Below are 25,899 nucleotides of genomic sequence, written 5' to 3'. Positions count from 1 at the left end.
TGTTGCTGACCGCAAAAGGCCCCTTCCGCAGCGCCCCACGAATCAACCTGTCTATAATGAAGCGGGTACTATCAAATAACCTGCACTTGCCCGCGTTCCCGGCTGGTCGAACTGGCCGGCGGCTTACGCGGGATCGGCGGCTTCGGTACGGTGGATCGTTTCGCACGGCAAACCGGCCGAAGCACCCGGCAGCGGCACGCGTCAGGAGGCGGCCATGCTTGAACCTCTCTCTCTTGCGGCAGGCCTGTCCTGGGGCAGCGGCCTGCGCCTCTACCTGACGGTTCTGCTGGCCGGCGTGTTCGAACGCCTCGGCTTCATCCATCTTCCCGATACGCTGTCCGTGCTCGCCTCTCCCTGGGTGATCGGCGCGGCTGCGATTCTCACGATCACCGAATTCCTCGCCGACAAGATTCCCGCGTTCGATTCGCTGTGGGACGCGATACACACCTTTATCCGTATTCCCGCTGGCGCAGTGCTCGCGGTCGGCGCATTCGGTCACGCGGACCCCGCGATCCTCACGATCGCCGCGCTCGCAGGCGGCACGCTCGCCGGCACCGCGCATCTCGCGAAGGCGGGCACCCGCGCGCTGATCAACCTGTCGCCGGAACCGGTGTCGAATATCGTCACGTCGACCGCCGAGGACGGCCTCGTGTTCGGCGGCGTGCTGCTCGCGCTGTTCGTGCCGGTGCTGTTCCTCGTGCTGCTGATCGGCTTCCTGATGCTCGCCGGCTGGGCGCTGCCGCGTTTGTGGCGCGGCGTGCAGGGCGGTTTTCGCGGGATGGCGACGCATATGGTGACGCGTTTCGGTTCGCTCAGAGGCAGGCACGATTGAACGATCCTCAGCGGACTAACCCGCGGACTGACCTGCCGCCCGTCGCGGTGCACCGGCTTGGTTTGTCGGATCTGTTGCGTCAGGCACTCCGGATGACCGCGCGCGACTGGCGCGCCGGCGAACTCACGATGCTGCTCCTCGCGCTCGTGCTCGCAGTGGCCGCGCTCGCGAGCGTCGGCTTTCTCGCCGATCGTTTGCAGAAAGGACTCGAGCGCGACGCGCGCCGGATGCTCGCCGCCGACTTCATCGTGCGCGCCGATCATCCGGTCGATCCGCAGTTCTTCGCACAGGCGAAGTCGCTCGGTCTCCAGACGGCGACGACGGCGATTTTCCCCAGCATGGTTGGTACGTCAGCGACGGCGGGCACGCAGCCCGCGTCGCGGCTCGCCGCGATCAAGGCGGTATCGTCAGGCTATCCGTTGCGCGGCGAGCTGCGGATCGCGCCAGCTGAGAACGCCCCCGATCACGAAGAGCGCGGCATTCCGCCGTCGGGTGTCGTGTGGGCGGATCCGGCGCTGCTCGATGCGCTGAAGCTGCGGGTCGGCGACGCGGTGCGGGTCGGCAGTCGCACGTTCACGATCGGCGCGGTGATCACGCGCGAACTCGATCGCGGTTTTGCGTTCGTCAATTTCTCGCCACGCTTGATGCTGCGCGCCGACGATCTGCCGTCGACCGGTCTCATCGCGTACGGCAGTCGCGTCACGTATCGTCTGCTGGTTGCTGGCACCGATCCGGCCGTCAAGACGTTTGCGCAGTGGGCGCATCAACGCGTCGACGGCGGCAAGATGCGCGGCGTCGGCCTCGAATCGCTGCAGGACGGTCAGCCGCAAGTTCGGCAGACGCTTGAACGCGCGAGTCATTTTTTGACGTTGGTGTCACTGCTGACCGCGCTGCTCGCGGCAGTCGCGATCGCGATGGCCGCGCATCGCTACATGCGTCGGCATCTCGACGGCTGCGCGGCGATGCGTTGCCTCGGCGTGAGCCAGCGGACGCTGCGCACGCTGTTCACGCTCGAATTCGTCGGGCTCGGTTTGGCGGGCGGTGCACTCGGCGTTGCGCTTGGTTACGCGGGGCATCTCGCGCTGCTGTGGTGGCTCGGCAGTCTGATCGACGTCGTGTTGCCGCAGCCGGGCGTGCTGCCCGCGCTCGAAGGCATCGCTGCGGGGCTCGTGCTGCTGCTCGGTTTTGCACTGCCGCCGCTGCTGCCGTTGACGCGCGTGCCGCCGGTGCGGGTGCTGCGACGCGAATGGGGCGACGCGGGACGTACCGCTTGGGCCGCGTATGCGCTCGGCGTCGTGCTGTTCGCCGGGCTGCTGATCGTCGCGGCGGGCGAGTGGAAACTCGGCGGGATCGTCGCGGGCGGTTTTGCGGGCGGCCTGCTCGTGTTCATGATCGTCGCGCGTGTCGCGTTGTGGGGCGCCGCGCGTTTTGCGCGCAGCGAGCGGTTGAACGTCGGTATCGGCTGGCGTTATGCGCTGGCGTCGCTCGAACGGCGCAGCGGCGCGAGCGCGCTGCAGATCACCGCGCTCGGCATCGGCCTGATGTGTCTGCTGCTGATCGCGATGACGCGCAACGATCTGATCGCCGGCTGGCGCCATTCCACACCGCCCGATGCGCCGAACGAATTCATCATCGACATCCAGCCCGACCAGCGCGCGGCGATCACGCAATATCTGACGACGCATGGCTGGCCCGACGCGGAGCTGTCGCCGATGGTGCGCGGCCGGTTGATCGCGATCAACGGCAAGCCGATCAATCCCGATACATACAAGAGCGAGGACGCGCGTCGACTGGTGGATCGCGAATTCAACCTGTCGTACACGACCGAGCTGCCGTCCGATAACCTGATCTCCGACGGTCACTGGTACGGCACGACCGACAAGCCGCAGATCTCGATCGAGCAGGGCCTCGCGAAGCTGATCGGCGTGAAGACCGGCGACGTGCTGCGCTTCGACGTGACCGGGCTGACCGTCGACGCGCCGGTGACGAGCGTCCGCAAGCTCGACTGGGGATCGTTCAAGGTCAACTTCTTCGTGCTGATGCCACCGGCTGCGCTAAAGGATTTTCCGGCGACGTTTATCACGAGTTTTCATCTGACGTCGAAAGAGCAGTCGAAGGTCGATCGCCTCGTCGCGACCTGGCCGAACGTCACCGCGATCGACATGGCGCCGATCCTCGCGCAGGTGCAGCGCGTGCTCGAGCAGGTGATCGGCGCGGTGCAGTTCCTGTTCGCGTTCACGCTCGCGGCGGGCATCCTCGTGCTGTACGCAGCGCTCGCGGGCACGCGCGACGAACGCATGCGCGAGTCCGCGCTGCTGCGCGCGCTCGGCGCGTCGCACCGGCAGGTGCGCGCGGTGCAGGTCGCGGAGTTCATCGCGGTCGGTGCGCTGTCGGGGCTGATGGCCGCGATCGGCGCGCAGATCATCGGCTGGGTGCTTGCGACGCGCGTGTTCGAATTCCACCTGAGCTTCAACCCATGGCTGCTGCCTGCCGGCATTGCGGCGGGTGTCGCGTGCGCGACGCTCGGCGGCTGGCTGAGTTTGCGTCATGTGCTTGCGCGGCCGGCGTTGCAGTCGTTGCGCGATGCCTGACGTTTGATTGATGCTTGATACGCGCTGATTCCGATTCACTCACGTAACTGAATAACCGACTGACCGTATGACCGAACCCACCGACACCGCGCCCGAGCAAACGACGGCATTCGAACTCGTAGGCGGCGAAGCGCGCGTGCGCGAACTCGTCGATCGTTTTTACGACCTGATGGATCTCGAACCCGATTTCGCCGGGCTGAGGGCGCTGCATCCGCCGACGCTCGAAGGCTCGCGCGACAAGTTCTTCTGGTTCCTGTGCGGCTGGCTCGGCGGCCCGGATCACTACGTTAGTCGCTTCGGGCATCCGCGTCTGCGCGCGCGGCATTTGCCGTTTCCGATTTCGTCGAATGAACGGGATCAGTGGCTGCAGTGCATGGCGTGGGCGATGGAGGAGGTGGGTCTGTCCGACACGCTGCGGGAGCGGTTGCTGCATTCGTTTTTCGATACGGCGGACTGGATGCGGAACCGGCCGGGTTGAGCGGCCGGGAGGTTTCATTGACGTGCCAGAAATGCCAGAAATTTCCTGGGCTCAGTTCCAGTTACGACGAAGTGGCCATCAACGTAACGACGCAGTCGGAACTGTACCGGTGCCGATCCTGTGGGCAGTTGCTTAAAATCTACGCACTGGGGCGAAGCGTTTATTACCTTTCTCCGGAAGAGGCGAAAGCCGAGTTTCCTGGATTCGATCCGTCGAGATAGACGGGTATTCATCGACCGACCCGAACCTCAAACTGGCCCGGTCCTGCACCCGGTACAGTCCGCACACACAGCACGCGATCCTCACGCCCGTCCGTTTCACCCTCCCGGCATAATGACCGCTTGCAGAATTCGACCAAGCCCCACGGAGACCCCCTATGACCACCCGCGCACTCTTTCGCGAGGACGCCTACCTCACGCATTGCGAAGCCGCGATCACCGCGATTGACGAGCACGGCATCCATCTCGACCAGACGGTGTTCTATCCGCTCGGCGGCGGCCAGGCCGGCGACGCCGGCGCGCTGATTCTCGCCGACGGCACTCGCATCGAGATCGCCGATACCCGCAAGGCGAAGTTCGAAGGCGCGACACCCGACGATGCCATTCATGTTCCCGCACCCGGCCAGGAAGCGCTGCTCGCACGCATCGCGGCTGGCGAATCGGTGCGCGCGGAAATCGATTGGGCGCGTCGCTACCGGCACATGCGGCTGCACACGGCGAGCCATCTGATGTGCGCGGTGCTGCCGTATTCGGTCGACGGATGCAGCATCACGATCGACTACGCACGGCTCGACTTCGCGACCGTCGAGCCGATCGAACGCGAGATGGTTGAAGCGCGTCTGGCCGAGCTGGTCGGCGGTGCGCACGACGTCGCGACCGAATGGATCACCGACGACGAAATGCAGCAACGCCCCGAACTCGTCCGCACGATGAGCGTGAAGCCGCCGATGGGTCTCGGTCGCGTGCGGCTGCTGCGTATCGAAGGCGTCGATCTGCAGCCGTGCGGCGGCACGCATGTGCGCAACACGCGCGAGATCGGTGCGCTGCGCGTCGCGAAGCTGGAAAAGAAGAGTGCGCGCACGCGTCGTCTCGTGCTGGAACTCGCATGAGCGCTGACATGGACGCGAACGTGTCGCTCGATCCGCGTGCGGTCGATGTACTCGAATGCTGGTTCGGCGCACCCGGCTCCGAAGGTTACGGCGAGCGGCGCAAGCAGTGGTTCTCGCGCGACGCGGCCTTCGATGCAATGCTGCGCGAGCGCTTCGGCGCGTTGATCGGCGCTGCGCGCGCAGGCGAACTCGACGACTGGACGCGTACACCCGAAGGCTCGCTTGCGCTTGTCATCGTGCTCGACCAGTTCTCGCGCAACTGTCATCGCGACACTGCGCTCGCGTTCGCCGCCGACGCAAAAGCGCTGCAGGTCGCGACGCAGATGATCGAGCGGGGCGACGACGTGCGTCTGCCGACTGTTCATCACCGCGCGTTCGCGTATCTGCCGTTCGAACACGACGAATCGACTGCCAGCCAGCACACGTCGTTACGGCTCTTCCTGCAACTCGACGCAGACCCGGCCGCCGTGCGCGCCGGCTACTATCGCTACGCGCAGCGGCATGCGGAAATCGTCGAGCGCTTCGGGCGCTTTCCGCATCGGAATGCGTTGCTCGGGCGTGCTTCGACTGAAGCGGAGCTCGCGTTCCTGCGCGAGCCGGGCTCATCGTTCTGAGCTACGGCGTAGCGGCCGCATCGTCCGGCGTGCGGACGAAGACGCGCAACCGTTCATCGGTGTCTCCCGGACGTGCGCCGGACCAGAACGGCTGCCACTGATCGTCCGGCTGCACGCGCTGCGGTCCGTGGCTCTCGACGATCAGCCATGTGCATCCAGTCGCGACCGCATCGGCGAGATTGGCGGCGGGCACGTGTTCGATGCCGGTGAAGTACGCGAGCATCGGTGCTTCCGATTCACCGAGCCCGCTGCTTGCCATGCAATCGCCGATATTCCATTCGGCGGCGAGCTTCGTGCTCAGGTCCTCGAACACCGATCGATAACTCTTCGCGACGTCGAGCCACGGCAGCAGCAGCGTGCTCACCAGTCCCCACGCGACGATCGCGCCCGCGCACCAGCTGAACACGCCGCGCCACTTGCCCGTGTATTTCAGGAACGGCAGCAGCCACAGCCAGCCGAGCGTCAGTTCGAGCGCGGCGACGATCAGCACGGGACGGATCGGCAGCACCCAGTCGAGCGGCAGCCAGCGGCCGAGCCAGTGCAGCGACGCGTGCGTATCGGCGGGCTCGGTCATCGTCGACCACACGATCCACACGAGCAGCGCGAAGCCGCCGAACAGCACGCGACTCACGATGTCCCACGTCACATGGACGCGCTGCGGCACACGCACGATGCCCTGCGCGCCGAGCAGCGCGAACGGTGCGATGAAGGGCAGGATGTACAACTCGCGCACGGTCGCGGACACCTGCAACACCGTGAGACCGATGCCGCCGAACAGCAACGGCAACGCGATCTGCGGCGCGCGGATGCGTCGCCATCCACCGCCGATCAACGCGACAAGCGCGAACGGAATCGCCGGAAAGCCGACGGTCAACGCAGTGCGCAGCACGAACCACGGGCTTTCGCTTTCCGAACCCAGTTGCGGCACGGAAAAGCCGACGAAGCGGCCGATGTTGTTGTCCCACAACCAGACCTTGAAGAGCGCCGGCGATTGCAGATAGAACGCGATCGGCCAGATCAGCGCGAACGGCGCGAAGACGAGCGCCGCGATGCCAAGCGAACGCGCAAAGCGGCGGTTGCGGCAAGCCGGGTACAGCAGCAGGACCGCGCCGAGCGTCGCGCCGAACACGAGCGGCACGAACAGGCCCTTCGTCATCAGCGCGATGCCGACGCCTGCGCCGAACATTGTCGCGGCACCGCGCGGTGCCTCCTCAGCGGGTTCGCGTAACGACGCAACGACCAGTTCGAACAATCCGCAGAACCCGAGCGCGGCGCCGGCCATCAACCCGACGTCGGTCATCAGATCGTGCGAATGCTTGACGACGACGAGCGTGCCCGCGAACAGCGCGACCGTGCCGACGATCCGCGCATCGAGCCAGTGCGTCGCACGGGTCGCGGCGCGCGCGAGCCGCGCGGTGCACGCGAGCGTCAATGCGGCGAACAGCGCGCTCGCGAGACGCGCGGCGTCATGCAGTGGCAGATAGCGATCGAGCAGCCACGCGAAGCCGGCCGCGACCCAGTCGTACAGCGGCGGTTTCTCGACGAACGGTTGCCCCGCATTGGTCGGCACGACGAGGTCGCCGGTATCGAGCATGTGCTGGACGATGCCGAACGTGTAGGTCTCGTCCTGTTTCCACGGATCGTGACCGAGTGTGCCCGGCAGCAGCCACGCGCACAGCATCGCCAGCGCGATGATCCAGCGCACGGCGGGCAGCGTCGCGACGCGGTGCCAGCGGTGCGGCGCTTCGGCGGACGCGGGCGCCACTTTCGATGAAGGCGCGCCGGCGTGTTCCGTGCGGGGGCGGTGATCGGACATCGGGTGGTCTCTGGTCGCGCGGTGTGACGGGCGGCTTTTTTTGTGGCCGTCACGGTTGCGTGGCTCGCAGGCGTGACGGAAGGAGCGGCCATTCTATCGAGCGCTTATTACGGTCGATTACCGATTTCGTAAAAATCGATGCCGAATCGGCGACGAGCGATGGGGATTGTCTTTAGCTGGCGCGGATATCGACGGATATCGCAGGAGGAGGCAGCCGGTGCGTGTGATGCACCGGCTGCGGCAAAACCATCAACGGAGCAATTCAGCGCCCGCCGGTCACATCGAGCAACGTGCCGTTCACATACGACGACGCATCGGTCAGCAGCCACACGATCGCCTCGGCGACTTCGTCGGCACTGCCTGCCCGGCCGAGCGGCGTCTGCGCACCGAGTACCGCTGCGCGATCGGGACGGCCGCCGCTCGCGTGGATCTCGGTGTCGATCAGTCCGGGGCGCACCGCGTTGACGCGGATGCCGCGCGGGCCGAGTTCTTTCGCGAGGCCGATCGTCATCGTATCGATTGCACCTTTCGAGCCCGCGTAATCGACGTATTCGTTCGGCGAGCCGAGACGCGCCGCAGCCGACGACACGTTGACGATCGCGCCGCCCGCGCCACCCCGGTCGGTTGCCATCCGGCGCGCTGCTTCGCGCGCGCACAGGTACGCGCCGTACACGTTCACGTCGAAGATGCGCTTCAGGCGCGCGGCGTCCATGTCGGCGAGCGGCATCGACGGTGCGACGATGCCCGCGTTGTTGACGAACGCGGTGAGCGGGCCGAACGCCTGCTCGGTCGCATCGAACATCGCGACGACGGCGGCTTCGTCGGCGATGTCGCCGGGGATCGCGATTGCGCGGCCACCGGCGTGCGTCACTTCATCGACGGTGGTCTGCGCGGCGGCTGCATCGCGCGCGTAGTTCACGCCGACCGACCAGCCACGTGCGCCGAGCATGCGCGCGGTCGCACGGCCGATGCCGCGGCTCGCGCCGGTGATCAGAACGACAGGGGACATCGCGGCCTCATTAAATCGTTGAAATCGGGAGCAGGGGAGCCAGGCGTTCAGACGGCCGGCCCGTTGACGGCCCACTTGTCGTGCGCCACCGGTTGGTAGCTCTTCAACTGCTCGATCAACGCAACGGGACTCTCGTTCACGAACAGCACGTCGAGGAGGCTCTGCTTCATGAAGCCCTCTTCGACGGTGTGCTTCAGCATCGTCATCAACGGATCGTAGAAGCCCTCGATGTTCAGCACCGCGACCGGCTTCTGGTGATAGCCGAGCTGCGCCCACGTGTACGCCTCGAACAGTTCTTCGAGCGTGCCCGCACCGCCCGGCATCGCGACGAACGCGTCGGCGAGGTCGGCCATCATCTTCTTGCGATGATGCATGTCGGGCACGACGTGCAATTCGGTCAAGCCGCTGTGACCGACTTCCTTGTTGACCAGCAGTTCGGGAATGATGCCGATCGCGCGGCCGCCGTTTTTCATCACTTCATCGGCGATCACACCCATCAGACCGACCTTGCCACCGCCGTAGACGAGCGCGAGATCGTGCTCGACGAGCGCGCGGCCGAACGCGCGCGCTGCTTCTGCATACACAGGACGGGCTCCGTACGCGGAGCCGCAATACACACACACCGACTTCATTTCTCAGCCATCCTTCGGTTCGTTGCGCGGCGCCGCGCCGTCTTTTGGCGCCGCGCCTTCTTTTGGTGGCAGGTAATCGTAGAACTCGCGCTTGGGCAGCTTGCCCGACACGAGATCGTCGAAGATCTGCCGCGACCGTCCGCGCAGATACGGCGCCATCAATGACACGACCTGCACGCTGACCTGATGCAGCTCGTCGCGGATCGTTTCCTGCTCGTTGTATTTTCGCGGATTCATCACGAACTGGTACGACAGCCAGTATGTCGTAATGACGCCGATGTTGGTCGCCATCACGGCAATCTCTTCGGGCGTCGCGATCATTTCGCCGTCGGCGACGAGTTGCTCGCAGAACTGGCTCGCGAAGCGCACCTTATGCGTGATGATCTGCTTGAAGTGCGTTTCGAGCGTGCGATTGCGCGCGAGCAGGTCGTTCAGATCGCGATACAGGAAGCGATAGCGCCATGTGAAATCGCCCATGTACTGCAGATACGACCACATTTCGTCGATCGTCGCGCGATGATCGTCCGGAAAACGCAGACGCTTTTCGATCTCCTGCTCGAACTGGCTGAAGATGCTGTTGATGATGTCGTCTTTGTTGCGGAAGTGGTAGTACAGGTTGCCCGGGCTGATCTCCATTTCCTCGGCGATCGTCGTCGTCGTGACGTTTGGTTCGCCGATATCGTTGAAGAGCTTCAGCGACAGTTCGAGAATCCGTTCTCGGGTACGACGGGGAGGTTTGGCTTCCATGACGTCCGGCCCTGGTTTCGCCGGGGAGGCGCGGCGCAAGCCGCTGCTGCATGAGCCACCCGGACGCGGTTTGTATTGGAGATAGCCGTTCGATTATAAACCGACCGTTCGCTTTCCAAGCCAGCACTCAGGGTTTTCATTTTCGCGACGACACGATGAGCATAGTTCTAGTTGTCTCGTGTTCGTTTCGCGTCGCGCGCAAACGTTAAAGCAGCATCGAGATCCAGCGCCACACCAGCGGCCCGACGATCAGCGCCCACGTCATCACGCACATGAACAGCGCGACCATCACGGCAGCACTGCCGAGATCCTTCGCGCGTCGCGAGAGTTCGTGACGCTCGAGCGAGATGCGATCGATCGCGGCCTCGACGCTCGAGTTCAGCAACTCGACGATCAGCACCAGCAGCACCGAGCCAAGCAGCAGCACGCGCGACACCGGATCGACGGGCACGATGACGCCGCACGGCAACAGGATCGCGGCAAGCGTCAGCTCCTGGCGAAACGCGCTCTCTTCGCGGATCGCGACGCGAAAACCCGCGAGCGAATTTTTCATCGCGTGCCAGGCGCGCGTGACGCCGCGATTGCCCTTGTACGGATTGAACGGCAGCGGTGCGAGTGGATCGTCGGGGCCGAGCGGTTCGTGCGCGTGCGGGTGATCGTGTGCGTGATCGTCGGTCGTCGCGGAGTCGCTCGGCTTCGATGCGCTGCGAGGCATCGAAGCGACGCGTGGCTTCGCGTCGGACGTTGCATCGTTCGCTACGACGTTCGCGCCGTTGCTCAGCTCACTGTGCAGCTCCGGCTCGACGCGCATATCGTCGAACGGATCGGCGCCGGCCGCGTGAGAGGGCAGCGCGCCATTCGCGTCGCGCCGCACCGATGAAGTTCTTGCTCGCATGGACGAAGCCTTGCTCACGCGGCGGCGCTGTTCTCGGCGAACGATTCGCGCTGCAGCGGTTTCAGATGCGCGGCGAACTGCGCGGACGCCGCAGCCCACGAGAAGCGTTCGGCCCATGCGCGTGCATGCTGGCGATCGATCTTCAACGCTTCGAGACACGCTTCGCGCAGGTCCTCGTGCATTGCGCCGGCGCCACCGTCGCCGAGCACGTCGATCGGACCGGTCACCGGATACGCCGCGACCGGCGTACCGCACGCGAGCGCTTCGAGCAGCACGAGACCGAACGTATCGGTGCGGCTCGGGAACACGAACACGTCGGCGGCCGCGTAGACCTTCGCGAGTTCAGCCTGCGTCAGCACGCCGAGATAGTTCGCCTGCGGATAGCGCGACTTCAGTTCGGCAAGAGCAGGCCCTTCGCCGGCGACCCACTTCGAGCCCGGCAAGTCGAGCTTCAGGAATGCCTCGACGTTCTTCTCGACGGCTACGCGTCCGACGTACAGGAAGATCGGCCGCGCGCTGTTGAGCACCTTCGAATCCATCTGGTGGAAGATGTCGAGGTCGACGCCGCGCGTCCACAGCACGACGTTCGTGAAGCCGAATTTCTCGAGATCGCTCTTGACGATCGGCGTCGGCGCCATCACTGCAAGCGACGGCTTGTGGAACCAGTGCAGGAACTTATACGTCGCCGACAACGGAATGCCGAAGCGCGCCTGCACGTACTCGGGAAAGCGTGTGTGATACGCGGTCGTGAACGGCAACTTGTGCGAGATCGCATACGCGCGCGCGGCGAGGCCGAGCGGACCTTCGGTCGCGATGTGCAGCGCGTCGGGCGCGAACTCGTCGATGCGTCGACGCAGCTTGCCTTTCGGCAGCAGCGACAGACGGATCTCGGGGTAGGTCGGGCACGGAATCGTCTTGAATTCGAGCGGCGTCAGCATGTCGATGCGATGGCCGAGCGCGGCGAGTTCGCGTGTGGTGTTCTTCAGCGTGCGAACGACGCCGTTGACCTGCGGCTCCCATGCATCGGTGACGATCATGATCTTCATCGGTTCAGGCCCTGTCGAAGTGAATCGGAGTAAAACGCAAATCGGTGTGTGCGGTTCGCGTGCATCAGGCGGTGGTGGCCGGCGCTTTCTGTGTGCTGCCTTCCGGCGAGCGCATCACGGTCCAGTAGATCACCTTGAGTTCGCCTTCGAACGTCTCGACGAGCGCCGACAGGCTTTCGACCCAGTCGCCGTCGTTGCAATAAAGCACGCCGTCGATGTCGCGAATCTCGGCCTTGTGGATGTGGCCGCACACGACGCCGTCGCAGCCGCGACGACGCGCTTCGTCGGTCATCACGCGCTCGAACGACGAGATGAAATTCACCGCGTTTTTCACCTGATGCTTCAGGTACTGCGACAGCGACCAGTACTGGAAGCCGAAGCGGCTGCGGATGCGGTTGAACCAGCGGTTCAGCACGAGGATCAGCGTGTACAGCGTGTCGCCGAGATACGCGAGCCACTTCGCGTGCTGGATCACGCCGTCGAACAGATCGCCGTGCACGATCCACAGACGCTTGCCTGCGAGCGTCGTGTGGAACGCTTCGCCGCGCACGTGGATGTCGCCGAACGCGAGGTCGCAGAACTGTCGCGCGGCTTCGTCGTGATTGCCCGGGATGAACACGACCTGCGTGCCCTTGCGCGCCTTGCGCAAAATTTTCTGCACGACGTCGTTGTGCGCCTGCGGCCAGTACCAGCCTTTTTTCAGCTGCCAGCCGTCGATGATGTCGCCGACGAGGTACAGGTACTCGGATTCGTTATGCCGCAGGAAGTCGAGCAGATACGTCGCCTGACAGCCGCTCGAACCGAGGTGAATGTCCGACAGCCAGATCGTGCGATAGCGGTGCGATGCTTCGCCATCCTCATCACGTTGCGTATCGTTCGCGGCGGGTGGCGAGGGAGCGAGAGGCAATGGCAGCGCACTGCCGGGGGAGGAGTGAGGCCGGAACGCGACGGGGTCGACGCTCGGGCCAATCTGGCGGAACAGGGAAGTCGCGGACGTTTTGGGGTCCATGGCTCACGCGTCGAGTTGCGGTACACGCATTCGGCCATTGGCGCGTGACTGCGCCGTGACAGTCACGAGAAGTTCTTATTACGCCGATTGCGTTGTGGCTACGGCGCGTCGTTGCTGGGCGGGGTTCTGCGCGTGAACTTGCGTGAGTTCGAGGTGCTTGCCGTGTGCGTCGATCGACGCGCGTACGTGTGTCGGGTGTGTCTAACGCGCCACAGCGACGATGCGCGTCCCCGCGAGCCGGTCGTGCAGGAATTGTCGCTGCGTGCCGAAGAGGGCCGTTGCGGCCCACAGCGCGAACCAGATCGCGGCGATCACGAGCGTCTGCGGTACCGCGAGTCCGAGCAGCGGATGCAGTGCGAGCGGCGGTAGAAACCACAGCCACGCGAGCACATAACGCAGTATTGCGCGCGGCGTGGTGACCGGCGCGTGGTTGGCATCGACGACGCGCACGCGCCAGGTTTTCATCGGCAGCGTCTGGCCGCTGTGCGTCCAGAACCACACGAAATACACGCCGACGACGAGCCCGATCCACGAGGCGAGCAGATTGTGATGCGTGAGGCCGTTGCGCTGCTGCGTGAGCGTGCTGAACAGGTAAGCGGCGAGGAACACGACGCCGAACAGGATCACGCCTTCGTAGACCATCGTCGCGAGACGGCGACGGATGGTGGGCACGGTCGAACCGGGAACAGGACTAGGGGGCAACGCGAGATCGGGCACGGCGGCGGAATCGGTCACGGGATCGGGTGCGAGAGGACTTGAGGGGGCTCAGGAACCGTTGAAGATCGACGGCGCTTCGGAAGGCGATACCGGAATCGGCGTGGCCGGCACGAAGCTGCCGGCGGCCGGAATAGCCGGTGTGGGCAATGCACCGGCAGCCCCGGCGGACGCTGCTGCTGCGCCGCTCGCGCCATGCCCCTTCGCATTGAGCTTGTCGAGATCCTTGACCTCGGTCTTGCCGGACGGCGGCGCGCTGACCACAGTCGGGCGCCGTTTGCGCTCGCTCGCGGCAAGCCGCTCCTTCAGTTCTTCGGGCAACTGCTGGTAGGCCTTCCACGCGTTCTGGCGGGTTTCGCGCGGCAGTTCCTTCGAGACCTGGTAGTTCTCACGCGCGACACGGCGCTGTTCCGGCGTCATGCGGGTCCACTCGGTCATCCGGTCGTGCAGCCGCTTTTGCGCATCCGGCGACAGCTTCGAATAGCGCGAAGCGATCTTCAGCCACTTGCGGCGGCGTTCGTCGCTGAAGGTGTCCCACTGGCTGGCGAACGGCGCGAGCGCGACGCGCTCGGCGTTGGAGAGACGCGCCCAGGCGAGCGGATTATTGTTGGTCGGCAGGCCGGGTAGTTCGACCGACAGCGACGGCGTGGCGGCTTTGATGGCGGGACCGGACGGCCGGACGGCCTGGGACGGCGACGGATAGAAGCGCGGGTAGGTGGCGGCGAACGCCACCAGGGCTGCGATTGCGCACCCGAAGACAACGGCGAGGCCGCGCTTGTAGCTCACCCGTAGACTCTCCCGCTCAATGCGCGCGCGACAGATACGCGTTGAAACCGTGATCCAGGTACGCGTTGAGCGGCAGGTCGTCGCTCAGCATCGCGGCGTCGATGTCCGCGAGTTCGGCGGTACGTTGCTGGTCTTCCCAGTACGCGATCGCGACGAGGCTGACGACCAGCGCGACGAGCGGCCACGCCAGCGCGAAGCGGCGCAGCGTCGACGGGCGGCGTTGCGGAGCCTGCGGGAGACCGGCCGGCATGCCGGCGAGCGCGGGGACGAACACGGGCGCGGCGGCGGGTTCGGGTTTCTTGCGGGCGAGGGCGACACGACGTGCCGCAGCGAGGCGGTCGACGGTAGCGGGCGGGAGGCTGGCCGCGTTTTCATCAAGCGCGCGGCGCAGCTGCCGCGCAAACTCGAGTTCTTTAGTATCGAGAGCGGAGCTCATAGCGTGATTCCTTTGGCCTTGAGCGCATGCGCCAGCGTGTGAGTGGCCCGCGAGCAGTGTGTTTTCACGCTGCCTTCGGAGCAGCCCATAGCGGCGGCAGTCTCGGCGACATCCATATCTTCCCAGTAACGCATCAGAAAGGCCTCCCGTTGACGTGCCGGTAATTTTTGGATCTCATCGTCGATCAGTTGCAGGATCTGTTCGCGTTCGACTTTCTGTTCGCCGCTTTCGGCACCCGCCGATCCTTCCTGCGCTTCGAACGTTTCGAGCGGATCGAATTCGTCGTCGTCGGCGCCGCCGAGCGACGAAAACAGGCTGACCCACGTATTGCGTACCTTCTGGCGACGGAAATAGTCGTGCGTCGCATTCTGGAGAATACGCTGAAACAGCAGCGGCAACTCAGCGGGGGGACGATCGCCGTATTTTTCGGCGAGCTTGATCATCGCGTCCTGCACGATATCGAGTGCAGCGTCGTCGTCCCGCACGGCGTAGACCGTCTGCTTGAACGCGCGCCTTTCGACGCCCGCCAGAAAATCGGCGAGTTCCTTGTCTGATGCCATCCGTTGGGAATCGGCGCAGCGAGCGTGCGCGTAAACGTTCGAAAAATCGTTCGAAAAATGTCGTAAAACCCGCGGATGCTAGCAAACTTTCGCCGCGCCGGGTTGAAAGACGGACACATCGGGCATACGACAGCGAGTTTAACGAAAGCCAGAAGCAGGCAAGACGAAAGCAGCTGGTCTGCTGATTCGCCCGCCGACCCTTTGCCGGTCCCGCTTTTACCGGCCTCGCCGTGCGACACGCTGCACCGCGGCATTATTTGCTTGACCGCGCAGCGTCGAGCCGCTATTGTCGGCGGTTCGCAATATAAGTGACTGTCTCAATTGAGGCGCGGCCCAAGAAGCCCGCCTGCCAACTGGACGCGCCGCTTGAACCCGAGCCACAAGCCCGGCAGAGAGCACCCAATCAATTTTTTGCCGAAAATTCGAAAGGTGAATGATGAACATGCCCAGCGCGGAATTCTCCACGTCGGATACCACTCCGTCCCACGAAGCTGACTCTATCGGCGCCACCGTGCTCATGCGCGCACTGGCCGACGAAGACGTCGAATTCGTCTGGGGCTATCCCGGCGGCTCGGTACTCTACATCTACGACGAGCTGTACAAGCAGGACAAATTCCAGCACGTTCTCGTACGTCACGAGCAAGCCGCGGTCCACGCGGCCGATGCATATGCGCGTTCGACCGGCAAGGTCGGCGTGTGTCTCGTGACCTCCGGCCCCGGCGTCACCAATGCGGTGACCGGCATCGCCACCGCCTACATGGATTCGATTCCGCTCGTCGTGATCAGCGGCCAGGTGCCGACTGCCGCGATCGGCCAGGATGCGTTCCAGGAATGCGATACGGTCGGCATCACGCGGCCCTGCGTGAAGCACAACTTCCTCGTGAAGGACGTGCGCGACCTCGCCGCGACGGTGAAAAAGGCGTTCTACATCGCACGCACCGGCCGGCCTGGCCCCGTGCTGATCGACATTCCGAAAGACGTGTCGAAGACGCCGTGCCGCTACGAGCCGCTGAAGAACGTTGCACTGCGTTCGTACAACCCCGTGACCAAGGGCCATTCCGGCCAGATCCGCAAAGCCGTTTCGCTGCTGCTGTCGGCGCAGCGTCCGTACATCTACACGGGCGGCGGGATCATCCTCGCCGATGCGGCGCGCGAACTGAACCAGTTCGCCGATCTGCTCGGCTATCCGGTCACGAACACGCTGATGGGCCTGGGCGGCTATCGCGCAAGCGACAAGAAATTCCTCGGCATGCTCGGCATGCACGGCACCTACGAAGCGAACATGGCGATGCAGCACTGCGACGTGCTGATCGCAATCGGTGCGCGCTTCGACGACCGCGTGATCGGCGATCCGGCGCACTTCGCGTCGCGGCCGCGCAAGATCATTCACATCGACATCGATCCGTCTTCGATCTCGAAACGCGTGAAGGTCGATATCCCGATCGTCGGCGACGTGAAGGAAGTGCTGAAGGAACTGATCGAACAGCTGCAGACCGCCGAACACGGCCCGGACACCGCCGCGCTCGCGCAATGGTGGAAGGACATCGAGGAATGGCGCGCGAAAGACTGCCTGAAGTTCGATCGCAAGAGCGAGATCATCAAGCCGCAATACGTGGTGGAAAAGGCGTACGAACTGACCGACGGTAACGCGTTCGTGTGTTCGGACGTCGGCCAGCACCAGATGTGGGCCGCGCAGTTCTATCGCTTCAACAAGCCGCGTCGCTGGATCAACTCCGGTGGCCTCGGCACGATGGGCTTCGGCCTGCCGGCGGCGATGGGCGTGAAGATCGCGCACCCGGACGACGACGTGCTGTGTATCACCGGCGAAGGCTCGATCCAGATGTGCATTCAGGAGCTGTCGACCTGCAAGCAGTACAACACGCCCGTGAAGATCATTTCGCTGAACAACCGCTATCTGGGCATGGTGCGCCAATGGCAGCAGATCGAATACAGCAAGCGCTATTCGCATTCGTACATGGATGCGCTGCCCGATTTCGTGAAGCTCGCCGAGGCGTACGGCCACGTCGGCATGCGCATCGAAAAGACCGCGGATGTCGAGCCGGCGCTGAAGGAAGCGCTGCGTCTGAAGGATCGCACGGTGTTTCTCGACTTCCAGACCGATCCCACCGAGAACGTCTGGCCGATGGTTCAGGCCGGCAAGGGCATCACCGAGATGCTGCTCGGGTCGGAAGACCTATAACGGGTTTCGTTTGCCGGCTTCGCCATGTGCGCTTTCACGAAGGGCGCGAACGGGCGAAGCGGCACGAACTCCGCTACGTCGATCAATCATCTGGAAGAAGCGAACATGAGACACATCATTTCCGTCCTGCTGGAGAACGAACCCGGCGCGCTGTCGCGCGTGGTGGGTCTCTTTTCCGCACGCGGGTACAACATCGAAACCTTGACGGTGGCCCCGACCGAAGACCATTCGCTGTCGCGCATGACCATCGTTTCCATTGGCTCGGACGACGTGATCGAACAGATCACGAAGCATCTGAACCGCCTGATCGAGGTGGTGAAAGTGGTCGACCTGACAGAGGGCGCCCACATCGAGCGCGAGCTGATGCTGATCAAGGTAAGGGCAGTCGGCAAGGAGCGTGAGGAGATGAAGCGGATGTCGGATATTTTCCGCGGCCGCATCATCGACGTCACCGAAAAGACCTACACGATCGAACTGACGGGTGCGAGCAACAAGCTCGATGCGTTCCTCGAAGGACTCGACGCCACCGCGATTCTCGAAACGGTCCGCACAGGCGGCTCCGGTATCGGGCGCGGCGAACGCATCCTGAAGGTTTGACGCCACATCGATCGGGACCGGGACGCGCCGTGCGTCACCGGCCATTCCCAGCAGCAAACCCGGCATCGGCCGGATTCACTGATTTTTGAATATCGCCAAGGAACAGACATGAAAGTTTTCTACGACAAGGACGCCGACCTCTCCCTCATCAAAGGCAAGCAGGTCACGATCATCGGTTACGGCTCGCAAGGCCATGCACATGCGCTGAACCTGAAAGACAGCGGCGTGAACGTGACGGTCGGCCTGCGCAAGGGTGGCGCTTCGTGGAGCAAGGCTGCGAATGCCGGCCTCACGGTCAAGGAAGTCGCGGAAGCGGTGAAGGGCGCGGACGTCGTGATGATGCTGCTGCCCGACGAGCAGATCGCCGAGGTGTACAGCAAGGAAGTGCACGCCAACGCGAAAGAAGGCGCAGCCCTCGCATTCGCGCACGGCTTCAACGTCCATTACGGCCAGGTGATCCCGCGTGCCGACCTCGACGTGATCATGATCGCGCCGAAGGCCCCGGGCCACACGGTGCGCGGCACGTACTCGCAAGGTGGCGGCGTGCCGCACCTGATCGCGGTTGCACAGGACAAGTCGGGCGCAGCACGCGACATCGCGCTGTCCTACGCAGCGGCTAACGGCGGTGGCCGTGCCGGCATCATCGAAACCAACTTCCGCGAAGAAACCGAAACCGATCTGTTCGGCGAACAGGCCGTGCTGTGCGGCGGTACCGTCGACCTGATCAAGGCCGGTTTCGAAACGCTGGTCGAAGCGGGTTACGCGCCGGAAATGGCGTACTTCGAGTGCCTGCACGAACTGAAGCTGATCGTCGACCTGATCTACGAAGGCGGCATCGCGAACATGAACTACTCGATCTCGAACAACGCCGAGTACGGCGAGTACGTGACGGGTCCGCGCATCATCACCGCCGAAACGAAGAAGGTGATGAAGGACGTCCTGAAGGACATCCAGACCGGCGAGTACGCGAAGAGCTTCATCATCGAAAACCGCGCCGGCGCACCGACGCTGCAATCGCGTCGCCGTCTGACGGCCGAGCACCAGATCGAACAGGTCGGTTCGAAGCTGCGCGCGATGATGCCGTGGATCGCGAAGAACAAGCTCGTCGACCAGTCGAAGAACTAAGCTTGCGCTTCGTTTGAGTCTTGCTGCCACGGCGGCGCGAAGTTCGCATTTTCTTCGTGCCGCTGTGTGCAACGCATCAAAAAGCCGTCCAGGTGTGCTGAACCCTGGACGGCTTTTGCTATCCTACGGTTTTACAAAAAAGTGAAGCCACTCATGAATTACCCTCATCCGATCATCGCGCGCGAAGGCTGGCCGTTCATCGCGATCGCCGCCGTCGTCGTGCTGCTGATCCATGCCGTCGCGGGGTTCGGCTTTGCGTGGCCGTTCTGGCTGCTGCTCATTTTCGTCGTGCAGTTCTTCCGCGATCCGGCTCGGCCCATTCCCACGCAGGCGAATGCAGTGCTGTGTCCCGCCGACGGCCGCATCGTCGCGGTCGAAACCGCGCACGATCCTTACGCGAATCGCGAGTCGCTGAAGATCAGCGTATTCATGAACGTGTTCAACGTGCATTCGCAGCGCTCGCCGGTCGACGGCGCGATCTCGAAGGTCGAGTATTTTCCGGGCGCGTATCTGAACGCCGCGGTCGACAAGGCGTCGCTCGAGAACGAACGCAACGCGCTCGTGATCGAAACCGCGAGCGGTCATACGGTGACGTCGGTGCAGATCGCCGGTTTGATCGCGCGCCGCATTCTCTGCTACGTGCGCGCCGGCGAACCGCTCACGCGCGGTCAACGTTATGGTTTCATCCGCTTCGGTTCGCGGGTCGACGTGTATCTGCCGGTGGGCAGCCGTCCTCGTGTGTCGATCGGCGAAAAGGTTTCTGCTTCGTCGACGATCCTCGCTGAACTGTAAGCCGGCATAAGGAGTTCCCGATGGCCGCATTCAAACCGCGTCGTCCGCGTCAGGGCGGCGCACCGTCGCCGCGTCCGTTCCGCCGCAACAAGCCGGTGGTGCCGGAGCCGGTGGTGACCGACAGCCGCCGCGCGCGGCGTCAGCAGTTTCTGCGCAAGCGGGGCATTTACCTGCTGCCCAATGCGTTTACTACTGCCGCACTGTTCTGCGGCTTCTTCGCCGTCGTGCAGGCGATGAACGTGCGCTTCGAAGTCGCGGCGATCGCGATCTTCGTCGCGATGGTGCTCGACGGAATGGACGGTCGCGTCGCGCGGATGACGCACACGCAAAGCGCGTTCGGCGAGCAGTTCGACAGTCTGTCGGACATGGTGTCGTTCGGCGTCGCGCCCGCGCTCGTGATGTACGAGTGGATCCTGAAAGACCTGGGGCGCTGGGGCTGGCTCGCGGCGTTCGTCTACTGCTCGGGAGCGGCGCTGCGGCTCGCGCGCTTCAACACGAACATCGGCGTCGTCGACAAGCGTTTTTTCCAGGGCATGCCGAGCCCGGCTGCGGCCGCGCTGATCGCGGGCTTCGTGTGGCTCGCGACCGACAACCGCGTGCCGCTCAAGCTCGTCTGGCTGCCATGGGTCGCGTTCGCGCTGACCGTCTATGCAGGCGTGACGATGGTATCGAATGCGCCGTTCTACAGCGGCAAGGCGCTCGACGTCCGGCATCGCGTGCCGTTCGCGGCGATCCTGCTCGTGGTGGTCGCGTTCGTGCTGGTGTCGTCCGATCCGCCGCTGATGCTGTTCGGGCTGTTCGTGCTGTACGGACTGTCGGGCTATGTGTTCTGGGCGTGGCAGGCGGTGCAGGGCCGGGCGAATCCGGCGCGGTCGTCGCAACGCGAGCACTGACGTACAAACCGCGTACTACGCACGTGCGTGAAACGGCAGCCAAACGGTAACGTAGGCTGCCGTTTCCCTTTATGGGGCAGGCTTTGCGCCAATTGCACGTTCGCCTGATTGCCGCTATATTTGCCGGATGCGATTCCCCACGATTTCCCTTCTTCCTCAAGCCGGCGCGCCACTACGTGCGCTAGCACTAGCGCGTCTACCGCGCTGATCGTTCTCGCCCCCCGTCTGCTTCGTGCGTGGTTTTGCGTCGCCAGCGGTGGCGCGAACACCCGAATTCCGTTTCCTGCGTACATTACTTAACGAACCCCACGAATCCCCACGGAGACCCGAGATGGCAGACAAGCTGATTATTTTCGACACGACGTTGCGCGACGGCGAACAATCGCCCGGTGCGTCGATGACGAAGGAAGAAAAAATCCGCATCGCGAAGCAGCTCGAACGGATGAAAGTCGACGTGATCGAAGCGGGCTTCGCGGCCAGTTCGAACGGCGACTTCGACGCGATCCAGGCGATCGCGTCGATGATTCGCGACAGCACTGTCTGTTCGCTCGCCCGCGCGAACGATAAGGACATCCAGCGTGCTGCCGATGCATTGAAGCCCGCCGATCACTTCCGCATCCACACGTTTATCGCGACGTCGCCGCTGCACATGGAGAAGAAGCTGCGCATGACGCCCGACCAGGTGTTTGAGCAGGCGAAGCTCGCGGTGCGTTTCGCACGCAAGTTCACGAACGACGTCGAGTTTTCACCGGAAGACGGCAGCCGCTCGGACATGGACTTCCTGTGCCGCGTGCTCGAAGCGGTGATCGCCGAAGGCGCGACGACGATCAACATCGCCGACACCGTCGGCTACGGCGTGCCGGATCTGTACGGCAATCTCGTGAAGACGCTGCGCGAGCGCATTCCGAACTCGGACAAGGCGGTGTTCTCCGTGCACTGCCATAACGATCTCGGGATGGCGGTGGCGAATTCGCTGGCCGGCGTGCAGATCGGCGGCGCGCGTCAGGTCGAATGCACGATCAATGGTCTCGGCGAGCGCGCGGGCAACACGTCGCTCGAAGAAATCGTAATGGCGGTGAAGACGCGCAAGGACTACTTCGGTCTCGAGCTCGGCATCGATACGACGCAGATCGTGCCGGCATCGAAGCTCGTGTCGCAGATCACCGGTTTCGTCGTGCAGCCGAACAAGGCGGTGGTCGGTGCGAATGCATTCGCGCACGCGTCGGGCATTCACCAGGACGGCGTGCTGAAGGCGCGCGACACCTACGAGATCATGCGCGCGGAAGACGTGGGCTGGAGCGCGAACAAGATCGTGCTCGGCAAGCTGTCGGGGCGCAACGCGTTCAAGCAGCGGCTGCAGGAACTGGGCGTGACGCTCGACAGCGAAGGCGAACTGAACGCCGCGTTCGCGCGCTTCAAGGAACTGGCTGACCGGAAGGCCGAAATCTTCGACGAGGACATCATCGCGATCGTCACCGAGGAATCGGCGGAAGCGCAGCAGAAAGAGCACTACAAGTTCGTGTCGCTGTCGCAGCGCTCGGAGACCGGCGAGCAGCCGCAGGCGCACATCGTGTTCTCGGTCGACGGCAAGGAAGTGACCGGCGACGCGAAGGGCAACGGGCCAGTCGATGCGACGCTGAATGCGATCGAATCGGAAGTCGGCAGCGGATCGGAACTGCTGCTGTATTCGGTCAACGCGATCACGACCGGTACGCAGGCGCAGGGCGAAGTGACGGTGCGGCTGTCGAAGGGCGGACGTATCGTGAACGGCGTCGGCACTGATCCGGATATCGTCGCTGCATCGGCGAAAGCGTATATCTCGGCGCTCAACAAGCTGTACGGCAATGCGGACAAGCTGAATCCGCAGCGTTCGTAAAACTGCGAGTCACAACACGCTGCATCGTTCCGAAAACCCCGCGCTTCGACGAAGCGCGGGGTTTTTCTTTGTGTGTCGTTATTCAGCGGCGGTTCTGCGCCACGTCCATTCGCGTGTCGGCCGCCGGGTCGCGTGCGCGTGCTGACGAATTTCCAGCGCGATTGAGCGGCGTGGTGCATCGGCGGCGAAGCGGTCGATCAGTTCGTGCACGTCGTGATCGATGAAGTCGGCGCGCGTCGCATCGACGATCAGCGTCGCGCCGTCGGGGATCTGCTGCAGATAGTGCTTCAGCGAGACCTTGCCGAGAAACGACACGTCCTTGCGAAACGACAGCAGGTAGTGATCGTCGTGCTGCGCGAGCGTGATCGGCCGCTGCAGGTTTGCACGTAGCGTGAGCAGCACGCTGCACAGCATGCCGAGCACGATGCCGATCAGCAGGTCGGTCGCGAACACGCCGATCACCGTCACGATGAACGGCGCGAACGCAGCGAAGCCCTGTTTCGCGGTCGCGGCGAACAGCGACGGTTTCGCGAGCTTCACGCCGGTGAAGATCAGGATCGCCGCGAGGCACGCGAGCGGAATCAGGTTGATCACGCTAGTCAGTGCGAACACGCTGACGAGCAGCAGCACGCCGTGAATCACCGCGGACAGCCGGCTCTGCGCGCCGGCATGCACGTTCGCGGAGCTGCGCACAATGACCGACGTGATCGGCAATCCGCCGATCGCACCGGCGATCAGGTTGCCGACGCCTTGCGCCTTCAACTCGCGATCCGGCGGCGCGGCGCGACGCTTCGGATCGATCTGTTCGACGGCCTCCAGACTCAGCAGCGTTTCGAGACTCGCGACGATCGCGAGCGTGAACGCGACGCGCCATACGTCGGGATTCACGAGCTGCGCGAGGTTCGGGCCGAAGTCGGCGAGCGCGAGCGCCCCACGCAGCGCCGCGAACGATTCGAGCGACGGCAGCGCGACGCGATGGGCGGCGGCAGGTGCAAACGCGGGAGCGAACGCGTCGAGTGCGAGCGTCGCAGCGATGCCGAGCAGCACCACGGCGAGCGGTGCGGGCATCAGACGCACGAGCGGGAAGCGGCGCAGCGCTCGCGTTTCCCATGCGACGAGCAACGCGAGCGACAGCACGGCGATTGCGCAGGCCGTGAGCGATAGCGAGCCGAGCGGCGTCGTGAGGCTGCTGGCTACGTGTGCAGTTGCCTCTGCGTCGCTGCCGCTCACGCCGAGCGCGAGCGGAATCTGCTTGACGATCAGCAGCAGACCGATCGCCGCGAGCATCCCTTTGATGACCGGCGACGGCACATAGGCTGCTAACCGGCCCGCCTTCAGCATCCCGAAGCCAAACTGGATCGCGCCCGACAGCAGCACCGCGAGCAGGAACGCCGAAAAGCTGCCGAGCCGCGCGATCCCTTCGACGACGATCACGACGAGACCCGCCGCCGGTCCGCTGACGCTGAGTCGCGAGCCACTCAACGCAGCGACGACCAGCCCGCCGACAATTCCGGAGACGAGCCCGGCGAACGGCTCGACGCCCGACGCATTCGCGATGCCAAGGCATAGCGGCAACGCGACGAGAAAGACAACGGTGCCCGCGAACAGATCGCGGGCGAGCGTGGAGGGACTGAGTCGGTCGGTCATGGTGTCGGGCGGAGAGGGGGGGCGATAAGCGGAGCGGGGCGCGGTCCGGCGATATGCATGTGGGTGTCGCCGGATCGCGATGCTCCGGAAGGGGTTATGTGGAGCGGTCAGAGGGCCCGGCATCTTCCGGATAGCCGGATGCGAGCACCTTGATCCGTCCGTCTTCGAGCGAGAAGATCCAGCCGTGCACGAGAGGCGGCGTCTCCATGTCGCGCACGATCGGATGCTCAAGCAGTTGACGCACCTGCTCCAGCACGTTCAGTTCCGCGAGCCGGTTCACGCGTGCGCTCTCCGATCCGTGCTGCGCGAGTTCGTCGCGATGCGTGTGCGCGAGCGTGCACAGCGGTGCGATGCGCCGGTTGACGTGCGGCAGCGACGGATCCAGCGGCAGCAGCGATGCGCGCACGCCACCGCAGCCGTAGTGTCCGCAGACGATCACGTGACCGACCTTCAGCACGCGGACCGCATACTCGAGCACGCTGGCGCCGTTGTCGTCGTCGGGATCGAACAGGTTCGCGATGTTGCGATGGACGAACAGGTCGCCCGGTTCGCAGTGGGTGATCGTTTCGGCGGGCACGCGGCTGTCCGAACAACCGAGCCACAGCACGTGCGGATTCTGGCCCTGTGTCAGGCCGGTGAAGAACTGCGGGTCGCGGGCGGCGGCTTCCCGTGCCCAGGCGATGTTGGCGACCAGCATGCGTTTCGGACGATCCATCTAGAGCGGCTCCATTCGTTCAGTCGATGCGGCGACGCTGGCTTTTTGTGGGGCAAGCCGGCCGCATCGGGGGTTAACCTTACCAATAGCTTTCGAGAAAAAATTATTGGCGCGTCAGAAAATAAATCCCGGCTCATGCGACATAAATAAAAAAAAGCCGCCCTGCGAAAGGCGGCTTTCGTGTGCGGCGGTGGCCGCATGCGTGACGGGTCGAATCGGCATCAAAACAGGCTGCGGCGATCCGGGTCGTGCAGCGGGTCGGGCGTTTTCTGCGTGAGACGCACGATGCCCTGATTGTCGAAGTAGAAGCTGTACATCATGTACCAGACGTTGTCCTCGAGATAGCGATAGGTCCAGACCTCGCGCTTCATCAACGGGAAATACGCGGTCTCTTCGGGGCGGCCGAAATTGACGAGCACGTCGTTTTTCGTCCATTTGCCGATCTCCGCGCGATAGAACTCGAGGGGTTGCAGCACCTGGCGCACGTTGACGATCTTGCCGGCCCCGTCGATATCGGCGGCGACCGTCGTTTCGCCCATCGGCTGGGTTGGCCACATCAGCCGCTTGCCGCCGTTCGGCAGATCGTAGACCTCGCGCGGGGCGCCGAGTTGCGCGACGATCGTCGATTGATCCGCGCCCGGCTGAAACTTCTGCCACGGCTGCACGCAGCCGGCCAGCGCGAGCGCGCCGAGGCAGGCCGCGGCGGCGCGCCGCCACCGCGCGGCAGAGGCGGCTACGGATAAGAAACGGTTAGACATGAGTTCCTCCGGTGACAGGCAAG

Annotated in this window: 25 protein-coding genes; 11 read left to right on the top strand and 14 right to left on the bottom strand. The window is 64.1% G+C overall.

The annotated features are described in order from the left end of the window. Positions 1-214: 214 nt before the first annotated feature. The 5 genes from E1748_RS28345 to E1748_RS28325 all read left to right on the top strand — a co-directional run bounded on the left by E1748_RS28345 (position 215) and on the right by E1748_RS28325 (position 5,623). Positions 215-832 (top strand): DUF4126 domain-containing protein, encoded by a 618-nt coding sequence (locus E1748_RS28345; protein ID WP_133650622.1) that lies wholly within the window; start codon positions 215-217, stop codon positions 830-832. Positions 833-924: 92 nt separating this feature from the next. Next, a complete protein-coding gene (locus E1748_RS28340; RefSeq protein ID WP_133651000.1) occupies positions 925-3,423 on the top strand; it encodes an FtsX-like permease family protein in 2,499 nt (832 codons plus the stop codon). Positions 3,424-3,490: 67 nt separating this feature from the next. Beyond that, positions 3,491-3,901 carry a group II truncated hemoglobin gene (locus tag E1748_RS28335; RefSeq protein WP_133650621.1) on the top strand — a complete coding sequence of 137 codons (411 nt, stop codon included), beginning with the start codon at positions 3,491-3,493 and terminating at the stop codon, positions 3,899-3,901. A 376-nt stretch (positions 3,902-4,277) separates the two neighbouring features. After that, complete coding sequence (locus E1748_RS28330; protein WP_133650620.1) at positions 4,278-5,009, top strand: alanyl-tRNA editing protein; 732 nt, start codon at positions 4,278-4,280, stop codon at positions 5,007-5,009. Further along, complete coding sequence (locus E1748_RS28325; RefSeq protein ID WP_133650619.1) at positions 5,006-5,623, top strand: DUF924 family protein; 618 nt, start codon at positions 5,006-5,008, stop codon at positions 5,621-5,623. Before E1748_RS28330 ends, E1748_RS28325 begins: the two co-directional genes overlap by 4 nt. Position 5,624: 1 nt before the next feature. Here the strand turns inward: E1748_RS28325 and E1748_RS28320 are convergent, their stop codons facing one another. From E1748_RS28320 to E1748_RS28270, 11 genes are all read right to left on the bottom strand, one after another. Further along, the gene (locus E1748_RS28320; protein WP_133650618.1) at positions 5,625-7,439 is read right to left on the bottom strand and encodes an ArnT family glycosyltransferase; all 1,815 of its coding nucleotides are present in this window, start codon (positions 7,437-7,439) and stop codon (positions 5,625-5,627) included. Between the two features lie 262 nt (positions 7,440-7,701). Further along, complete coding sequence (locus E1748_RS28315) at positions 7,702-8,448, bottom strand: SDR family oxidoreductase (protein ID WP_133650617.1); 747 nt, start codon at positions 8,446-8,448, stop codon at positions 7,702-7,704. A 47-nt stretch (positions 8,449-8,495) separates the two neighbouring features. Further along, positions 8,496-9,080 (bottom strand): LOG family protein, encoded by a 585-nt coding sequence (locus E1748_RS28310; protein ID WP_133650616.1) that lies wholly within the window; start codon positions 9,078-9,080, stop codon positions 8,496-8,498. 3 nt (positions 9,081-9,083) lie between these two features. Next, on the bottom strand, positions 9,084-9,827 hold the full coding sequence (locus E1748_RS28305) for a TetR/AcrR family transcriptional regulator (protein ID WP_133650615.1): 744 nt from the start codon (positions 9,825-9,827) through the stop codon (positions 9,084-9,086). A gap of 205 nt (positions 9,828-10,032) precedes the next feature. Then, on the bottom strand, positions 10,033-10,722 hold the full coding sequence (locus E1748_RS28300) for a diacylglycerol kinase (protein ID WP_133650614.1): 690 nt from the start codon (positions 10,720-10,722) through the stop codon (positions 10,033-10,035). A 14-nt stretch (positions 10,723-10,736) separates the two neighbouring features. Continuing rightward, positions 10,737-11,768, bottom strand: coding sequence for a glycosyltransferase family 4 protein (locus E1748_RS28295; protein ID WP_133650613.1), 1,032 nt, complete (start codon positions 11,766-11,768; stop codon positions 10,737-10,739). A 64-nt stretch (positions 11,769-11,832) separates the two neighbouring features. Continuing rightward, on the bottom strand, positions 11,833-12,777 hold the full coding sequence (locus tag E1748_RS28290) for a UDP-2,3-diacylglucosamine diphosphatase (RefSeq protein ID WP_133650612.1): 945 nt from the start codon (positions 12,775-12,777) through the stop codon (positions 11,833-11,835). 201 nt (positions 12,778-12,978) lie between these two features. Then, on the bottom strand, positions 12,979-13,494 hold the full coding sequence (locus tag E1748_RS28285) for an RDD family protein (RefSeq protein WP_240766861.1): 516 nt from the start codon (positions 13,492-13,494) through the stop codon (positions 12,979-12,981). A 48-nt stretch (positions 13,495-13,542) separates the two neighbouring features. After that, positions 13,543-14,277, bottom strand: a complete 735-nt coding sequence (locus tag E1748_RS28280; RefSeq protein WP_133650610.1) for a DUF3106 domain-containing protein — start codon at positions 14,275-14,277, stop codon at positions 13,543-13,545. Between the two features lie 16 nt (positions 14,278-14,293). Next, positions 14,294-14,713: a DUF3619 family protein gene (locus tag E1748_RS28275; protein WP_133650609.1), complete on the bottom strand. Its 420-nt coding sequence runs from the start codon at positions 14,711-14,713 to the stop codon at positions 14,294-14,296. Then, positions 14,710-15,273: an RNA polymerase sigma factor gene (locus tag E1748_RS28270; protein ID WP_133650608.1), complete on the bottom strand. Its 564-nt coding sequence runs from the start codon at positions 15,271-15,273 to the stop codon at positions 14,710-14,712. The genes E1748_RS28275 and E1748_RS28270 overlap by 4 nt, the downstream gene beginning before the upstream one ends. A 436-nt stretch (positions 15,274-15,709) precedes the next feature. Here E1748_RS28270 and E1748_RS28265 point away from each other — a divergent pair, with 436 nt between their 5' ends. From E1748_RS28265 to E1748_RS28240, 6 genes are all read left to right on the top strand, one after another. Then, positions 15,710-17,473: an acetolactate synthase 3 catalytic subunit gene (locus E1748_RS28265; RefSeq protein WP_133650999.1), complete on the top strand. Its 1,764-nt coding sequence runs from the start codon at positions 15,710-15,712 to the stop codon at positions 17,471-17,473. Between the two features lie 105 nt (positions 17,474-17,578). Then, positions 17,579-18,070 carry an acetolactate synthase small subunit gene (gene ilvN / locus E1748_RS28260; RefSeq protein ID WP_133650607.1) on the top strand — a complete coding sequence of 164 codons (492 nt, stop codon included), beginning with the start codon at positions 17,579-17,581 and terminating at the stop codon, positions 18,068-18,070. Between the two features lie 108 nt (positions 18,071-18,178). Continuing rightward, positions 18,179-19,195: a ketol-acid reductoisomerase gene (gene ilvC, locus E1748_RS28255; RefSeq protein ID WP_133650606.1), complete on the top strand. Its 1,017-nt coding sequence runs from the start codon at positions 18,179-18,181 to the stop codon at positions 19,193-19,195. 153 nt (positions 19,196-19,348) lie between these two features. After that, a complete protein-coding gene (locus tag E1748_RS28250) occupies positions 19,349-19,987 on the top strand; it encodes a phosphatidylserine decarboxylase (RefSeq protein ID WP_133650605.1) in 639 nt (212 codons plus the stop codon). A 20-nt stretch (positions 19,988-20,007) separates the two neighbouring features. After that, complete coding sequence (pssA, locus tag E1748_RS28245) at positions 20,008-20,880, top strand: CDP-diacylglycerol--serine O-phosphatidyltransferase (RefSeq protein ID WP_133650604.1); 873 nt, start codon at positions 20,008-20,010, stop codon at positions 20,878-20,880. A gap of 331 nt (positions 20,881-21,211) precedes the next feature. Then, complete coding sequence (locus E1748_RS28240; RefSeq protein ID WP_133650603.1) at positions 21,212-22,756, top strand: 2-isopropylmalate synthase; 1,545 nt, start codon at positions 21,212-21,214, stop codon at positions 22,754-22,756. Between the two features lie 78 nt (positions 22,757-22,834). Here the strand turns inward: E1748_RS28240 and E1748_RS28235 are convergent, their stop codons facing one another. From E1748_RS28235 to E1748_RS28225, 3 genes are all read right to left on the bottom strand, one after another. Beyond that, entirely contained in the window at positions 22,835-24,403 is a 1,569-nt protein-coding gene (locus E1748_RS28235) for a SulP family inorganic anion transporter (protein ID WP_133650602.1), read from the bottom strand. Between the two features lie 94 nt (positions 24,404-24,497). Then, on the bottom strand, positions 24,498-25,118 hold the full coding sequence (locus E1748_RS28230) for a carbonic anhydrase (protein WP_133650601.1): 621 nt from the start codon (positions 25,116-25,118) through the stop codon (positions 24,498-24,500). A gap of 221 nt (positions 25,119-25,339) precedes the next feature. After that, a complete protein-coding gene (locus tag E1748_RS28225) occupies positions 25,340-25,876 on the bottom strand; it encodes a hypothetical protein (protein ID WP_133650600.1) in 537 nt (178 codons plus the stop codon). Positions 25,877-25,899 lie beyond the last annotated feature (23 nt).

It is taken from the genome of Paraburkholderia flava, from assembly GCF_004359985.1.
Classification (GTDB): domain Bacteria; phylum Pseudomonadota; class Gammaproteobacteria; order Burkholderiales; family Burkholderiaceae; genus Paraburkholderia; species Paraburkholderia flava.
This window is presented reverse-complemented; position numbering and strand designations above follow the sequence as displayed.

Bases quoted from the DNA above. Each gene is read 5' to 3' on its own strand.
- E1748_RS28345 (WP_133650622.1), top strand. From the start codon at position 215: ATGCTTGAACCTCTCTCTCTTGCGGCAGGCCTGTCCTGGGGCAGCGGC.
- E1748_RS28340 (WP_133651000.1), top strand. From the start codon at position 925: ATGACCGCGCGCGACTGGCGCGCCGGCGAACTCACGATGCTGCTCCTC.
- E1748_RS28335 (WP_133650621.1), top strand. From the start codon at position 3,491: ATGACCGAACCCACCGACACCGCGCCCGAGCAAACGACGGCATTCGAA.
- E1748_RS28330 (WP_133650620.1), top strand. From the start codon at position 4,278: ATGACCACCCGCGCACTCTTTCGCGAGGACGCCTACCTCACGCATTGC.
- E1748_RS28325 (WP_133650619.1), top strand. From the start codon at position 5,006: ATGAGCGCTGACATGGACGCGAACGTGTCGCTCGATCCGCGTGCGGTC.
- E1748_RS28320 (WP_133650618.1), bottom strand. From the start codon at position 7,439: ATGTCCGATCACCGCCCCCGCACGGAACACGCCGGCGCGCCTTCATCG.
- E1748_RS28315 (WP_133650617.1), bottom strand. From the start codon at position 8,448: ATGTCCCCTGTCGTTCTGATCACCGGCGCGAGCCGCGGCATCGGCCGT.
- E1748_RS28310 (WP_133650616.1), bottom strand. From the start codon at position 9,080: ATGAAGTCGGTGTGTGTGTATTGCGGCTCCGCGTACGGAGCCCGTCCT.
- E1748_RS28305 (WP_133650615.1), bottom strand. From the start codon at position 9,827: ATGGAAGCCAAACCTCCCCGTCGTACCCGAGAACGGATTCTCGAACTG.
- E1748_RS28300 (WP_133650614.1), bottom strand. From the start codon at position 10,722: ATGCGAGCAAGAACTTCATCGGTGCGGCGCGACGCGAATGGCGCGCTG.
- E1748_RS28295 (WP_133650613.1), bottom strand. From the start codon at position 11,768: ATGAAGATCATGATCGTCACCGATGCATGGGAGCCGCAGGTCAACGGC.
- E1748_RS28290 (WP_133650612.1), bottom strand. From the start codon at position 12,777: ATGGACCCCAAAACGTCCGCGACTTCCCTGTTCCGCCAGATTGGCCCG.
- E1748_RS28275 (WP_133650609.1), bottom strand. From the start codon at position 14,713: ATGAGCTCCGCTCTCGATACTAAAGAACTCGAGTTTGCGCGGCAGCTG.
- E1748_RS28270 (WP_133650608.1), bottom strand. From the start codon at position 15,273: ATGGCATCAGACAAGGAACTCGCCGATTTTCTGGCGGGCGTCGAAAGG.
- E1748_RS28265 (WP_133650999.1), top strand. From the start codon at position 15,710: ATGAACATGCCCAGCGCGGAATTCTCCACGTCGGATACCACTCCGTCC.
- ilvN (WP_133650607.1), top strand. From the start codon at position 17,579: ATGAGACACATCATTTCCGTCCTGCTGGAGAACGAACCCGGCGCGCTG.
- ilvC (WP_133650606.1), top strand. From the start codon at position 18,179: ATGAAAGTTTTCTACGACAAGGACGCCGACCTCTCCCTCATCAAAGGC.
- E1748_RS28250 (WP_133650605.1), top strand. From the start codon at position 19,349: ATGAATTACCCTCATCCGATCATCGCGCGCGAAGGCTGGCCGTTCATC.
- pssA (WP_133650604.1), top strand. From the start codon at position 20,008: ATGGCCGCATTCAAACCGCGTCGTCCGCGTCAGGGCGGCGCACCGTCG.
- E1748_RS28240 (WP_133650603.1), top strand. From the start codon at position 21,212: ATGGCAGACAAGCTGATTATTTTCGACACGACGTTGCGCGACGGCGAA.
- E1748_RS28235 (WP_133650602.1), bottom strand. From the start codon at position 24,403: ATGACCGACCGACTCAGTCCCTCCACGCTCGCCCGCGATCTGTTCGCG.
- E1748_RS28230 (WP_133650601.1), bottom strand. From the start codon at position 25,118: ATGGATCGTCCGAAACGCATGCTGGTCGCCAACATCGCCTGGGCACGG.
- E1748_RS28225 (WP_133650600.1), bottom strand. From the start codon at position 25,876: ATGTCTAACCGTTTCTTATCCGTAGCCGCCTCTGCCGCGCGGTGGCGG.